Here is a 14,486-nt window from a genome sequence, read left to right on the forward strand (position 1 = left end):
GGACCTACCGTATGTGTCGTGACGGAGCCACGATCGAATGTCCAGCTGGCGGGCCGGCCAGGTCCGCGCCCGGCCGCGGGAACGACGGCGTCCCGTCAGCTGACGTCCGGTATCGCGACGATGGTCGGAAGTTCCGTCAGCAACCAGGCCGGGGCCGCGATCGGCGCACTGGCATTCCCGGTCATCGGACCGGTAGGGGTTGTCGCGGTGCGCCAACTCGTCACCGCGATGGTCCTCGGCGCTGCGGTGCGGCCTCGATTCCGGTCGATGACCGGTGCGCAGTTCCGGCCGGTCCTCGGGCTCGCAGTGGTCTTCAGCGTCATGAACCTGAGTCTCTACAGTGCCGTCGAGCGCATCGGTCTCGGATTGGCTGTGACGTTGGAGTTCCTCGGCCCGCTGGCCGTGGCGGTGCTCACCTCGCGGCGCGTCATCGATGTCGCCTGCGCGATCGTGGCCGGCATCGGCGTCCTGGTACTCACCGATCCCGGCCCGACCACCGATTACCTCGGGATCGCGTCGGCCCTGACGGCCGCGGCGGCGTGGGCGGGGTACATTCTGCTCAATCGGACTCTGGGCCAACGTCTTCCCGGTGTGCAGGGATCGGCTGCCGCCGGCGCCCTCTCCGCGATAGCGTGGATACCGTTGACGGTCGTCTGGTTCATCCACCACCCACCGACCGTCGAGTCGCTGCTTTTCGCGGTGGCGTGCGGAATTCTGGCTTCCGCCATACCTTTCGCCGCCGACCTCATCACACTGCGCCGACTGCCCGCAGGGCTGTTCGGCACACTCACCAGCCTGAACCCGGTATGGGCAGCGCTCGCCGGCTGGCTGATTTTGCATCAGATGCTGTCCGCGCACCAGTTGACCGGAATCGGCCTCATAGCGGCAAGCAACATCGCCGTCACCGTCGCCGGATTCGCACGGCAGGGGCGGAAGCGCCGGGTTCAGTTGGCTACCGACGCAACCAGATAGCACGGCGGCGAGATTTCGTCCAGCGCCAGTGCAACCGCGGCTCGGGCGGCGACGGGCCCGACCAGGTTGCCGGTTCCGTTGTACCCTCCGACCGCGAAGACGCCGGGCCGTACCTCGCAGCACAATGGGCGACCGTCGGGAGTGAAACCGACGGACGCCGCCCATCTGCGTGTCACCGACACCGGTCGCCCGGCCATCCGCTCGGCCACCCTCTCGATGTGAGACTGCACTGGTCGGGTCGGCTCCGTGTCGGTCGTCCACTCGGCGTCGGCGAACAGGTCGCGGCCACCGCCGGCCAGCAGTCGGCCGTCGGCGGATTGCTGGGCGTAGTCGTATCCCCACCGCCCGTACACCGGGCACGGCAACCGCGGGGGCAGTCCGGGAGCGGTGCCGAGCATCTGCAGTCGCGCGGTGCGGACTCGCTCACGCAGCTCCGGAAGTACCTGCTCGAGTCTCCCGTCCACGGCCACCAGAATCACCGGTGCGCTCACCGTGCCGTGCCCGGTGTGCACGACTCCGGGCTCGAGCGAGGTCACCGGCGAATTCTCGTACAGGTTCGCCGAATTCCGCAGCATCGAGGCGAGTCCCAATGCTCGGCGGGACGGATTCGTCGCCGCGTCGTCGGGAAGGAATATCCCCTGCCCCAGTTCCCCGACGTAGGTGTCGACGGCTATGGCATTGTCCCGCAGCGCCTGTGCGAGCTTGTCGCAATCCTCCAGTTCGGCCGCCCGCTCGGCGGCCTCGGCGTCGTCGACGGGATCGCCGGGAAGTCCGGCCAGCCGGATCGACCCGGTCCGCCCGATCACGTCGACGCCCAGGACGTCCACGAGGTGGTCGAGTTCGGCGAGCGTCGCCCGATACAGATCCACCGACGCCGCACCCCACTCGGCGACCGCCGAATGCAGGAAGGATGCCGGACCGCCCAGCAGGAATCCGCCGTTCCGTCCCGCCGCGCCCGAGGCAACGCGACCGGAATCGAGGCCGACGACCGTGAGCCCCCGGGCGGTCAGTTCCTCGACGGCGGCGAGACCGGAACCGCCGAGCCCGACGACGCACGCATCCGCGGTCACGCGTGATTCCAACCGCGGCAACCCTTCCCATGCCGCCACGACCGGGTCGTCGTCCCACGCGCACCGTGAATTCATGACGGATACGACAGCTTTCAGTCGGTGAGGTCGAGTGCGGCGCGGACGATGCTGTCGGTGTCGATGCCGTGGTAGCGGTAGACGTCGTCGAGGGACCCGACCTGCCCGAACTTGCTGACGCCGAGCGCGGCGCCGGGGACGTGGTTGATGCCGGTGAGGAACGCCAGGGTGTGTGGGTGCCCGTCGAGGACGGTGACCATCGGCGCCGCCCGGTCGGCGGGGAACACCTGATCGAGAATCCAGGACGGGCCGTCGGTCAGGCCGCGGCGGGCCTGGGCCGCCTCGAACAAGAGTCCGGGGCTGGTCACGCACACGACGTCCGCGGTGATGCCCTGCTCGGCCAACCGGTCCGCGGCGGTGAGGGTTTCCGGGATCATCGCGCCCATCCCCACCAACGTCACCGCCGGGTTGTCCGCGTGCCGCAACGTGTACGCCCCGGCGACGACCTGCCGGCGGCGACGCTCCCGCGCCGCCGGATCCGACGGCACCGCGGCCAAAGTTTGGTCGACCGGGCGGGTCGAGAGCCGCAGATACGACGACGACCCGTCCGGCCGGCCCAATCGGGAGATGCTGTCGAGCAGCGTCCACTCGGTGTCGATCGCGAACGCCGGCTCGAAGCTCACACACCCGGGTTGTTCGAGGCCGATCGACGGGGTCTTGATCGACTGATGCGCCCCACCCTCCGCGGCCAGCGTCACCCCGGAGGGGGTGCCCACCAGGATCGACTGCCCGCCCGCATAGATGCCGTACGACCACGGTTCCAGGGCGCGTTCGACGAACGGGTCGTACATCACCCCGATCGGGAACAAGGGTTGTCCCCACCGACTCCAGGTGGCACCGAGCTCCCCCATCAACCCGACCAGGTTGGTTTCGGCGATGCCCAGTTCCATGTGCTGCCCGGTGGGCTTTTCCCGCCAGTGCATGATCGTTTCGGCGTCGTCGTCGAACCAGTTGCGGCGCTCGTTCGGTGACCACACCCCGACCTTGTTCAGCCACCCGGCCAGGTTCGTCGTCGACGACACATCCGGGGAGACGGTGACCACCCGTTTGGCGGCGTCGGGGGCCTGGCGGGACAGGTCCAGCAACGCCCGCCCCAGCGCGGCCTGGGTGGTCGACGTCCCGGACGGGGTGCGGCCGATATCGGCCGGGACGGCGGGCGGGGTGGCCAGCTCGACCGGGTCCCGGCGGAGCCAGTCGGCGGAGGCGGCGCAGACCCGGCCCTCGGTACTGTCCGGGGCGAATCGGGCCCACGGGTGCGCCGGGTCCATCCCGAGTTCGGCGGCGAGCTGTTCGTACTGTTCGACAGTGAGCAGCGACGAGTGGTTCTGCGGATGCCCCTGGGTGGGCAGGCCGCGGCCCTTGATGGTGTAGGCGATGATCACCGTCGGACGGGTGTCGTCGATCTGCGCGTACGCCTGCCGGAGGGCGTCGAGGTCGTGGCCGCCGAGGTTGCGAATGGCGCGCAGCAGGGTGTCGTCGTCCAACTCGGCGATCAGCGACGCGATGCCCGGGGCGTCGGGGCCGTCCCCGGGCAACCGGTCCCGGACCTGCGCGGCGTCGCAGCGCAGCAGCCGCTGGTATTCGGGGTTGGGCATGTCCAGAATCCGGGTCCGCAGCGCCGGACCGCCCGAACGGGTGAACAGCGACTCGAGCAGCGTCCCGAACTTGACGGTGAGCACCTGCCAGCCGGCGGCGCCGAACATCGCCTCGAGCCGGCCGGCGGCGATGTTGGGGACCACCCGGTCCAGGGACTGCCGGTTCAGGTCGACGATCCACACGATCTCCCCGAGTTCGGCGACCGAGTGGTCGAGGATCGCCTCCCACACCGCGCCCTCGTCCAGTTCGGCGTCGCCGACGAGGGAGTACTGCCGTCCCGTGCCCGCCGAACCGATCTGGGTGTTCACGTAGCGGCGGGCGATGGCACCCCAGATCGGGGCCGTCGCGCCGATCCCGACCGAGCCGGTCGAGTAGTCCACCGGGTCCGGGTCCTTGATCCGGGACGGGTAGGACTGCAGGCCGCCGAATTCGCGCAGCGTGGTCAGGTACTTCTCGTCCAGCTCGCCGAGCAGGTAGTTGATGCCGTGCAGGATCGGGGAGGCGTGCGGTTTCACCGACACCCGGTCGCCGGGGCGGAGCTGCTCGAACCACAGCGAGGTCATGATGGTCGCGATCGACGCGCACGACGCCTGATGGCCACCGACCTTGAGCCCGGTGGGGTTGGGCCGAACCCGGTTGGCGTGGTGGATCATCGACGTCGACAACCACAACACACGCTTCTCGATCTCCACGAGTGCTTCCGGAGTGATCGAGCGCGGGGCGAGCTGCGTCGTGCGGGCGTCGTTCATTGTGTCGTCCTTGCCTGTGAGTTCCTGGCACCGAATCCGATCTTCCTCGGCCCAGTTCGTGAGCGAGGCGGATCGGCGGTGACGGGCAGCCGGACCTGTGGGAACCGACCTCATCGCATCTTCGAGTTCTCGTGTGCAGATCTCTCGCAACAGTCGAACATCGGAACGCACTATGAGCAATACCAGTGACCGGACTCGAGCATCCTGCGCATCCACGGAGCCGTCGCCGCGGTCGACGGTTGGCAAACTGCCCAGCACGACCGCCGCCGGTACCGGCCGGCGCTACCCTGACCGGGAGGGCTCTGCACCGCGCACACCGACCCAGGGGGATCGTTTTGACCACCACACCAGACCGCGTTCGCACGGCGTTCCCGGAGATCAGCTCGCGGGCGTGGGAGCACCCCGCGGACCGGGCGGCGCTCGTCACCCTGCGCACACTGAAGGGATTCGACACCGTCTTCCGGACCATCTCGGGTCTGCTGCAGGAGCGCCAGCACCGGCTGATGTACCTGGCCACGTCGGTACGCGTCGACGAACGGCAGTTCAGCGATCTCCACGACCTCCGCAGCGACTGCGTGCGGATCCTGGGCGCCGACGAGACACCCGAGCTGTTCGTGCTGCAGACCCCGGTGGTGAATGCCTTCACCATCGGCATGGACCGACCGTTCATCGTCGTCACCACCGGATTGCTCGACGTGATGAACTACGAAGAGCAGCGATTCGTCATCGGTCACGAACTCGGTCACGCGCTGTCCGGGCACGCGGTGTATCGCACGATCCTCATGCACCTGATGCGGCTGGCCGGGACCATCGGCTGGATGCCCATCGGCGGGTGGGCGTTGCGAGCGATCATCGCCGCACTCATGGAATGGCAGCGCAAGTCCGAACTGTCCGGCGACCGCGCCGGATTGCTGTGCGGGCAGGACGTCCACACCGCCCTGCGCGTGCAGCTGAAGCTGGCCGGCGGTTCCCGGGTCAGCGAGATCGACACCGACGCCTTCCTGGCGCAGGCCGCCGAGTACGACGCCAGCGGCGACCTCCGCGACGGCGTCCTCAAGCTCCTCAACATCGAACTGCTCGCCCACCCGTTCTCGGTGCTGCGGGCCGCCGAGTTGAAGAAGTGGGTGGACAGCGGTGCCTACGCGGCAATCCTGCGCGGGGAATACCCGCGCCGCCACGAGGACGACGACGCCAAGATCAGCGAAGAATTCCGCAAGGCCGCGAAGACGTACAAGCAGAATTTCGACGCCTCCAACGACCCACTGATCCGCATGCTTCGTGAGATCGGCAGCGGACTGGGCACCACCGTCGACGCTGTCGGCAGCGGTGTCGGCGACGTCGCGGCCGACATCAAGGAACGGTTCACCCACTGGCGCCGCAATTCCGACGGCAAGAGCGATTCCGACGGCAAGAGCGATTCCGACGGCAAGAAGGACTCCGACGGCCCGAACGGTTCCGACTAGTCGGCCATCGTCTCCGCCAGTTCCTCGACCTCCTGGATGACCGGTTCGGGCACCCGCACCGGTCCGGGCGTGTAGGTGACCGACCGCAGCCGGCCGGTGAACCGGAACGTCCCGCGCCGTTCCCGCAGATCCCACAGCACCGGCCCGCGGGCGTCGACGCCCACCGAGATGCCGGTCCACGGCGCCATGCCGACGAGCTGGAACTGGTCGTCGAGGGTGGCGACGTCGGTGGTCGCCCCGGCCGCATCGGTGAGCGCGACGGTGAAATTCCACCGGACGGATTCGGTGGCCTCGGCCCGCACCTGCACACCGACCACGCCCTCGCCGAGGGGCGCGGAAGTGTGCGCGACGCGGCCGTAGCTGTTGACCGCGAACACGATTCGGCCGTCCTCGACGTAGAGCACGTAACCGCCGTGCGGATCGCCGTGGGCGACGAGCACACCTTCGTCGCCTGCGGCGATCTCGTGCGCGGCGACGTCGATGGTGAAATCGCGGTACTGGATCAGCACACTGGACCGATAGCGTTCCAGCGTCGGTGTGCCCGCGAGGATCTTCACCGGTTCCGCGAGCCGGCGTTCGTCGGGCCGGCGCTGCACTGCCTTGCGGTCGTTGAGGATCGGGAACACGGTGTTGTGCCAGGCCGCGCGATCCCACGCCTCGGCGAGTTCCCGCACCTTCCCGGGGAAGAGGTGGGCGACGTCCGCGGTCTCGGCGGGGTCGGATTCGACGTCGAACAGTTGCCACTGCGGATCGTCGACCCGGGTCGGATCCGTGTGCAGCGACAGCAGTTTCCAGCCGTCCCGGTAGAACCCGCGGTGACCGCCGAACTCTGCGTACTGCTCCGTGTGCGGGGTGGGCTGCGCGGCGTCCCGAAGGACGTCGGCGATGCTGACTCCGTCCCGCTCCTGCGCGGGCAGTCCGTTCCGGTGGGTCGGCGTCTCCAGTCCGGCGAGGTCCAGGAGGGTCGGGGTGATGTCGGTGACGTACGAGTAGTGCTTGCGCAGTCCGGTATCGCCGTCGGCGCGACCGAGTCCGGCCGGCCAGGACAGCAGGAACGGCACCCGGACACCACCGGCGAACGTCTGCCCCTTGTAGAACCGGAACGGGGTGTTCGACGCCTGCCCCCAGCCGCGCGGGTAGTGGACGCCGATCTTCTCCGAACCGATCAGCTCGTCGTCGTGCGGGACGTCGCGCACCCAGTCGGCCGGAACCGGTCCGTGCACGAATTGACTGAAGTACGAACGGGTTCCCGCCGCACCACCCTCGGCGGTGCCCCCGTTGTCGGACGTGAACACGATGATCGTGTTGTCGGTCTCGCCGAGTTCGTCGAGGGTGTCGAGCACCCGGCCCACGCTCTGGTCGATGCTGTCGACCATCGCGGCGTAGACCTCCTGGTACCGGGCGAACCGCAGCTGCTCCTCTTCGGTGAGCTCGTCCCACGGCGGGGCGTCGTAGCCGGGTTCGGTGTTGCGTTCGGCCATCTGGGTTCCGGGCGGAAAGAACCCCGCCTCGAGCTGCGCGTCGAAGCGGCTGCGCCGCACCGCGTCCCAGCCCTCGGTGTAGCGCCCGCGGTACTTGGCGAGGTCTTCGGGCTTGGCCTGGTGCGGGCCGTGCATCGCGATGTGCGAGAAGTAGAGGAAGAACGGCTTGTCGGCGTCATGGGCGCGCAGGCTCTTGATGCGGGCGACGGCCTTGTCGGTGATGTCGTCGGTGACGTAGTAGTCCGACGGATACTCCTCGACGTCGACCACGGAGTTGTCGGAGATCAGCTCGTTCGGGTAGTAGAACGAATTCAACCCTTCGAGCGAGCCGTAGTAGCTGTCGAATCCACGCTGCAGGGGCCAGGAATCGCGGGTGCGACCCGGCGCGAGGTTTGTATCGCGCGCGAGATGCCATTTGCCCACCGCGTGCGTGGCATAGCCGTTCGCGCGCAGAATCTCCGCAAGGCTGAGCGCGTCGTCGGCGAGTTCCATTCGCAGCCCGGGGAAGCCGGGGTCGAAGTTGGCGACGCTGCCGTAGCCGGCGCGGTGCGGGTTCAGGCCGGTGAGCAGCGCGGCGCGGGCCGGTGAGCAGACCGAGGTGGTGTGGTAGTTCGACAGCCGGTAGCCGCTGTCGGCGAGCCGGTTCAGGTTGGGGGTGTCGATCTCGGAGCCGAACGGCCCGATGTCGGAGTAGCCCATGTCGTCGATGAGGATCACCACGATGTTCGGCGCGCCGGCCGGGGCCTTCGCCTCCGGATTCCACCACGGCGTCGACTCCGCGCTCGTCCGGCCGATGTGTCCGCCGAATCCGTCGTACCCCCGCGCGCCCGACGGGATCTGCTGCTCGCCGTCGACACCACCGGTTACGTTATTTCCCACTTCGGGCACGCGCGTAATTCCCTTCACTGACGGAGACAGGATTTCCCCGCATATGTGGGGGAATCGTACGGTTGCCCACTTCCCCGGCGAGTGCTTTGAATCACGAAGATTCAAAACCGTGTTCACCAGCTGTGACCTGCATCGCCCGAAACCGGTGGCAGAACGTGATCTGTGCAATGAAAGGGGCCACTTTTACACGCGCGTAAGAATTTCAGGAGAGGATTTGCGGAGGCTTGCCCACCGACGACAGTCGGTTCGGCAGGCGCTGGTGAATGTGCTCCTGCCCGCGTGTGATCGTCCAGAAAGCTGTACCACTGTGCTCCAGCTCATCTCGATACTCGGCCTCCTCCGACGTGCCGGCGCCACCGCATGGCCGTCGCTGCGCACCGCGTTGCTTCGCTTCGCGGGATACCTGATGCCGATCGCGCAGACGGCGGTCACCGCGGGGGCGGCGTGGTGGGTGTCGGTCGAGGTGGCCGGTCACGAGCAGCCGTTGCTGGCCCCGCTGGCCGCGGTCGTGTGCCTGAGCGTCGCGCGCGGCGCCCGCAGCCGTCGCGCCGCCGAACTCATCGCCGGCGTCACCATCGGAACGATCGTGTCGGACGTCGTCGTGCGGTACATCGGCAACGGCCCGTGGCAGATCTGCCTCGTGGTGGCGGTGGCCATGTCGCTGGCGGTGCTGCTCGACGGTGGTTCGGTGATCGTGCTGCAGTCGGGTTCGTCGGCAGCGTTGGTCGCGGCGATGGCATCCGCGACCGCAGCGCACCCGTTCGACCGGGTCGTCGATGCGTTGATCGGGGGTGCGCTCAGCCTGGTGGCGCTGTCCGTGTTGCCGACCGATCCCGTCCGGCGGACGCGTCGGTGCGCCGCCGCGGTGCTGGACAGCGTGGCCGCGGCCCTCCGGCAGACGTCGAAGGGCCTGGCAGCCGGGGATGTCTCCGCACTGGAGGACGCTCTTGCGCTTGCCCGTTCGACGCAGTCGACGATCGACAGCATGCGCGTCGAACTCCGCTCCGGATCCGAGGTGGCACGGATGTCGCCGATCCACTGGCGGGGACGTCGCCGCATCGGCCGGCTCGCGTCGATCGCGGACCCGATCGACAACGCCGCACGCAACACCCGGGTTCTGGTGCGGCGGGCGCTGATCGCCACGTACGACGGCGAGCAGGTGGACCCGCAGTTGGCTGACGCTGTCACCGAACTCGCCGACATCGCGGACCGGATGCGTCAGATGATTCTCGCAACCTCGGCGAAGAGGCCCAACGAAATCCAGATCAGCGACGAACTCGAGCGCTTCGCGCGCTCACTGCCGCAGCAGGAGATCTCGGCCGGGTTCTCCTCGGCGGTCGTCTCGGCGCAGGTCCGGTCGATCGTCATCGACTTCTTCGAAGTGTGCGGCATCCCGCGCGCCGTCTGCCGCCCGATGCTGCCGCGTCCCGCCCACTACGCGGGCGCCGCGTAACTCGGCGGGGGTGCCCGTCTCGTACAGGGACTGACCGCGTCCGAGATGTCGCTCCACAAACCACGTCGATCGAGTTCCGCGATCATGTGGTCCGCTCCGGCCAGGATGTGTGATTCCACGAGCGTCTTGGCCGACCTGGCGGCGCGCTTGCGCAGAGCGGCAAGCAGGCGCGCCTCCTGTGGGGTCGAGAGTTGGGCGTCGTAGAGGTTCGGCAGGTTCGCAGTGACCGAATCCAGGAGACGGACAAGCCGAGGAGAGCCGGCGGCGGCGTTGACCCTGCTATGGAAGGCGAGCCCGAGTGCGGCGACATCGTCGGCGTCACCGTGGGCGATCGCCTTCTCGTGGTCTCGGAGAATGGTGGCGAGCTCGTCGAGGTCGGTAGGGCCGACATTCTCGGCAGCTCGCGAGGCGAGTTCACCGGCCAGCAGCGCATGAGCCCAGAAGAGGTCTCGCACATCCTGTTTGGTAAACGGAGCAACGACGTAGCCCCGGCGAGGGACCGTATCTACGAACCCCTCACCGCACAGTTTCAGAAGTCCCTCGCGGACGGGAGTAGTGCTTACTCCGACAGCCTCCGCGATCCGTTCGATGCGTACGAACTCTCCTGGTCGCACCGTCCCGGCAAGAATCATCTTCCGTACATAGGAGGCCACTTCGTCGGGCAGTTGCTGGAGCGCGGAGGCTGTGTGATCGAGCATCGTCGGCGGCATCTTTCCGGTGTCCGATGGGCCTTAGCCCGAATGCACCGATTCGCTGATCCGGTCGGGGTGAGTTTCGGTGTGCAGCATTGGGCGGCATGTGGGCGTGGTTGAGCGTCCGACTTCTCGTGTCGGGTTGTTCCACTGGGGTTTTCGCGTCGAGGGTGGGCAGGTGTTGCGGATGTTAGACGATGATCGGGTGATTGCGGCCGAACGCTTTGTCGAACAGCGTGTTCCACGGTGTTTCCCACGGCCAGTCGGCTGGCAGGTGCAGCGTCAACCGTCGGGCCGAATACGCGATGCGCGCGGGGACCGAGACGAGGGTGCGCCGGAGGGTGCCGGTGGTCGCTTTCGTCAGCTTCGGATCGCTGGTGAGGGTGCCGGCGGCACGGGTGAGATTGAACGCCATCACCGCGCAGGCGAGCCAGGCGGCGTTCGCCGAAAACGAGTTCGACGGGAGATGCGCGAGAGCGGAGTTCTTCAGGTCCGCATGCACCTGCTCGATGATGGCGTGCTGACGGTGAGTTTTGTCGGCGTCGACGGTATCGAGGTCGTCGGGGTCGGTGGTGGTGAAGAACGCGTGGAACCGCCAGATGTCGAACAACGTGCCCTGTCCCTGGTCCTTGGGCGGTCGCAGGTCGGGGATGCGGCGCACCACCAGCCGCCCGGGTATCTGGTGGGCCTTGCGCTGGGAGGTGAACGCGGTGAACTTCGATCTCCGCGACCTCGGCGCGCGAGATCCAGGTGTCGGTGTCCTCGTCGTAGACGGCGTCGGTGTACTGGATCGGCGTCCACGCGGACTCGTCGTCGTCGATGGAGGCGATCGCCTGTTTGATGGTGGAGGTCAGGCGCACGGTGACCGAGACGTCGGCGCCGGCACGGGTCGCGGCACCGATGGTGGGATGGCCGTAGAAGGCGGAGTCGCCACGGACCAGGACTTTCGACACCCCGTCCCCGCTCGCTCCGCCGGCCTGGGTGCGCAGCCGGTCGACGGCGGTCAGGGCGTCGGCGACCATCCGGGCGGCCCCGCGCGGGGAGCCGCAGGCTCCTCGGCGCAGGCGTTGACCGAGGATCACCGGTGCAGCGGTGTCGGTGGTGACGGTGGCGAGCAGTGCGTTCAGCCCGCGCACACCGGAGTACCCGTACCCGGACCCCTGTTTGCCGTGGCCGTGGACCTCGATGATCGAATCGTCGATATCGACCAGGACCCGCCCGGTGTCGATCCCCGACACCAGCGGGGTCTTCGCGGCGAGGTTGCTCAGGAACCGCGAGGCGACGGCGTCGAGTTGCCGGACGTGCCCGAAGGTGAACTGGCGGAGGAACGATCCCAGCGTCGACGGTGCATAGGGTCGGTCGAAAACGGTCCCCATCGCCCCGTGCCGCAGGATCGCCAGGTCGGCGATGCTGTCGGCGCCGGCGACCATCCCACCGACCAGGGACCCGACCTTGCGGCCGGGGTTGGCGCCTTTGTCGGTCGGGACGCTCAGCTGCTGATCGGTGAGGGTGAGCAGGCCGCTGGCCTGCGCCAACGCCATCACCGGGACCATGCCCGCGGTCGATATCAGATTGGGGTCGTCGAACCTTGCCGCCGCGACGGGTCTGGTGTGAGATAGTTGGTCGGGTAGCCCCGACGCCTTGCGGCGCCGAGGCCCCCTCAGAACCGGACGTGCGACTTTCACCGCATCCGGCTCAAGCAAGCCCCACGGGCGTCTGTCCCCTGATTCCGCTGGACCCACTGCCCTGTCGCTCGAGTTGTCGGCAGTGGGCATGCGTGAGGCGTGTGGCCCGATCGCCGCCATGGGCGTTACCCAAGACGAGGGCAGTAGCGCGTAGCGCTCTCGTCATGGCCTTGATCCACTGTTCCCACTCTTGTGGGCTTTGTGGAGCGTGGTCGGCGTGCAGAAGGAATGTCCCGCACACGGGGCATAGCCCGCGCTGCTGGAGCAGCAGCGAGGCTGTGAGACCACCGAGTTGCGCGTATGCCTTTCGTCGCCGACGTGCCCAATACTGGTCCAGGGCAGGATCGTCAGGTGACGCGGTGCCCATGACCATGTTGTGGCGGACGATCTTCGTCCAGGCGAACTGGCGTAGGTACTTCCCGCTGTCGCGGTCGCCGAACACCCATCGGTCTGTTCTGGATGGGTTGAACGTGCCGAAGTATCGATCCACGACCCAGTTCCTCGACTTTCTCGGGTGGGCGCGCAGCGCCCACCCGTAGAGGTGTTGCCACAGATAGTGATCCACGGCGGAGAACACCTCTTTGGAGACCACGCTCCGGTAGTAGCCAGCCCAACCCCGAATGATCGGGGTCAGTTGGCGGATCACCGCTTCGGAGTTGGTTCCCCGTAGGGAACGCACCTCGTCGGCGAGCCGATGCCGGATCCGCTTCACTGCCGCTGCGCTGGGTTTGATGAGCAGTTTGCCGTCGTATCGACGGACGTTGAACCCCAGGAAGTCGAATCCTGCGTCGACGTGGACAATTCGTGTCTTGTCTTCGTTGAATTCGAGGCCCCGTGGCGTCAACCACTCACCCAACCGGTGCCGGGCCTGTTCGGCTTGGCCCTTGGTGTGACACATGATGACGAAGTCGTCGGCGTATCTCACCAGCACCGGAGCTCCTCTTGCCACGTGCGCCCCATGGGGGTCGCTACGTGTGTAGCGAACTCCAGCGGCTTCCTCCATCCCGTGCAGCGCAATGTTGAGCAGCATCGGGCTGATCACCCCACCTTGAGGGGTTCCTTCGTCGGTGGAGGTGAACCGGCCCTGCTCGATCACTCCTGCAGCCAGCCATCCGGCGACAAGCCCCCGTGCGGGGAAGGTTCCCAGATGTGCCAGCAGCCGCTCATGATCGATGCGGTCGAACGCTGCCGACAGGTCCGCGTCGAGCACCCACTGGCGCTTGGATCTGCGTCCTTTGAGCGTCCAGTAGATCGCTTCGATCGCGTCGTGACAGCCACGCCCGGGCCGGAACCCATACGAGCGTGGTTCGAACCGCGCTTCCCACTCCGGCTCCAACGCATTCGCGACACGAGCTTGTTGCACCCGGTCACGAAGCACGGGAATCCCCAGTGGACGCTGCTTTCCATTCGCCTTCGGAATGTAGACACGCTTGACCGGTCGGGCCTGCCACAGCGCAGTATGCCGGTGCAGATCCACCGCCAACTCAGCCCTGGCAGAAGAAGTCAAAACGACTTCTCCATCGATGCCCGCGGTCCTGCGTCCAGCGTTGCGCTGCGTCACCCGCCGCACACTGTGGAGCGTGTTCGACTGGCTTCGCAGCATCAGTTTCTGCAAGTTGCGGACCCGTTTGAGATCCCCTTCTTGCGACGCCTTGAAAATCCTCCGCCGCAGCCGCCGTACGTCCTGCTCCACCGAGCGCCACGAGATCGCATCCCAGTTCGTCATGACGTCTTGTGGTCCGTTCACCGAAGTGGTGTCCAACTTGTCCGCAAGTTCTGGCGCTGTCATCGTCGTCCCTTTCAAAGGCTCACCTGGCCCACGTCAGCACCCTCCACGGGTTCGAGTGTTCACTCGTATCCGGCCAGTTATCCGAACCCCGCCGTCGGAGGAGACGACATCAAATCGGGTCGGTTTCCTGTCGCCTTTCGGCCACCGGCATTAGCTTCTTGGGCCATCCTGTTCCCGCCCAGGCGTTCAGCCTTCCTCACGGTCGGCCCACCGAACCACCAGTCCGGACCAGAGCGGGGTTTCCACGTTCCACATGCGCAAGACCCGGCCGGGGTGGGTGCCGCCTCGATCCCGGGGCGACGGTGTTCATACGACCGGTCAGATGCCCCCGGTCGCCGTCTGCCGCTTCTCAACGGCCAGCCCTATACCCCGGCCCAAGCTTCCATCTATCCGAGGCTCATCTTGACGAGACGTTTCGGCGGTTCACTCACGTTCACCCGTCCGGCCTTCCCCTCACCTGCCGCCCCGGGATGGATCCAGGACAGCTTCGGCTTCTACCCCTGAGCTTCGCACCCCGCCGTTACCAGCGACGCACGTCAAGGTGGGGACGGGCCATCGAACACAAACCCGGGC

Annotated in this window: 8 protein-coding genes and 1 pseudogene; 3 read left to right on the top strand and 6 right to left on the bottom strand. The window is 67.3% G+C overall.

Going from position 1 to position 14,486, the window contains the following annotated elements; genetic code table 11:
- Window positions 1-18: 18 nt before the first annotated feature.
- The gene (locus ROP_RS14260) at window positions 19-972 is read left to right on the top strand and encodes an EamA family transporter (protein ID WP_231868913.1); all 954 of its coding nucleotides are present in this window, start codon (window positions 19-21) and stop codon (window positions 970-972) included.
- Here ROP_RS14260 and ROP_RS14265 read toward each other — a convergent pair.
- Window positions 945-2,117, bottom strand: coding sequence for an NAD(P)/FAD-dependent oxidoreductase (locus tag ROP_RS14265; protein ID WP_012690081.1), 1,173 nt, complete (start codon window positions 2,115-2,117; stop codon window positions 945-947). The genes ROP_RS14260 and ROP_RS14265 overlap by 28 nt on opposite strands.
- 17 nt (window positions 2,118-2,134) lie before the next feature.
- A complete protein-coding gene (locus tag ROP_RS14270; protein WP_043824750.1) occupies window positions 2,135-4,576 on the bottom strand; it encodes a transketolase-like TK C-terminal-containing protein in 2,442 nt (813 codons plus the stop codon).
- A gap of 221 nt (window positions 4,577-4,797) precedes the next feature.
- Here ROP_RS14270 and ROP_RS14275 point away from each other — a divergent pair, with 221 nt between their 5' ends.
- Window positions 4,798-5,925: a M48 family metallopeptidase gene (locus ROP_RS14275; protein WP_012690083.1), complete on the top strand. Its 1,128-nt coding sequence runs from the start codon at window positions 4,798-4,800 to the stop codon at window positions 5,923-5,925.
- On the opposite strand, the gene ROP_RS14280 is transcribed toward ROP_RS14275, so the two are convergent.
- A complete protein-coding gene (locus tag ROP_RS14280) occupies window positions 5,922-8,285 on the bottom strand; it encodes an arylsulfatase (RefSeq protein ID WP_012690084.1) in 2,364 nt (787 codons plus the stop codon). The genes ROP_RS14275 and ROP_RS14280 overlap by 4 nt on opposite strands.
- Window positions 8,286-8,601: 316 nt before the next feature.
- On the opposite strand from ROP_RS14280, the gene ROP_RS14285 reads away from it, so the two are divergent.
- Entirely contained in the window at window positions 8,602-9,747 is a 1,146-nt protein-coding gene (locus ROP_RS14285; RefSeq protein WP_012690085.1) for an FUSC family protein, read from the top strand.
- Here ROP_RS14285 and ROP_RS14290 read toward each other — a convergent pair.
- The 3 genes and pseudogenes from ROP_RS14290 to ltrA form a co-directional block, all read right to left on the bottom strand.
- Window positions 9,729-10,445 (bottom strand): GntR family transcriptional regulator, encoded by a 717-nt coding sequence (locus ROP_RS14290; RefSeq protein ID WP_148222467.1) that lies wholly within the window; start codon window positions 10,443-10,445, stop codon window positions 9,729-9,731. The two genes, ROP_RS14285 and ROP_RS14290, sit on opposite strands and share 19 nt — an antisense overlap.
- Before the next feature lie 184 nt (window positions 10,446-10,629).
- Window positions 10,630-12,124: pseudogene (locus ROP_RS14295) on the bottom strand (IS1380 family transposase).
- A gap of 10 nt (window positions 12,125-12,134) precedes the next feature.
- Entirely contained in the window at window positions 12,135-13,913 is a 1,779-nt protein-coding gene (ltrA, locus tag ROP_RS14300; RefSeq protein ID WP_012690089.1) for a group II intron reverse transcriptase/maturase, read from the bottom strand.
- Between the last annotated feature and the right edge of the window lie 573 nt (window positions 13,914-14,486).

The organism is Rhodococcus opacus B4, from assembly GCF_000010805.1.
GTDB classification, from domain to species: Bacteria; Actinomycetota; Actinomycetes; order Mycobacteriales; family Mycobacteriaceae; genus Rhodococcus_F; species Rhodococcus_F opacus_C.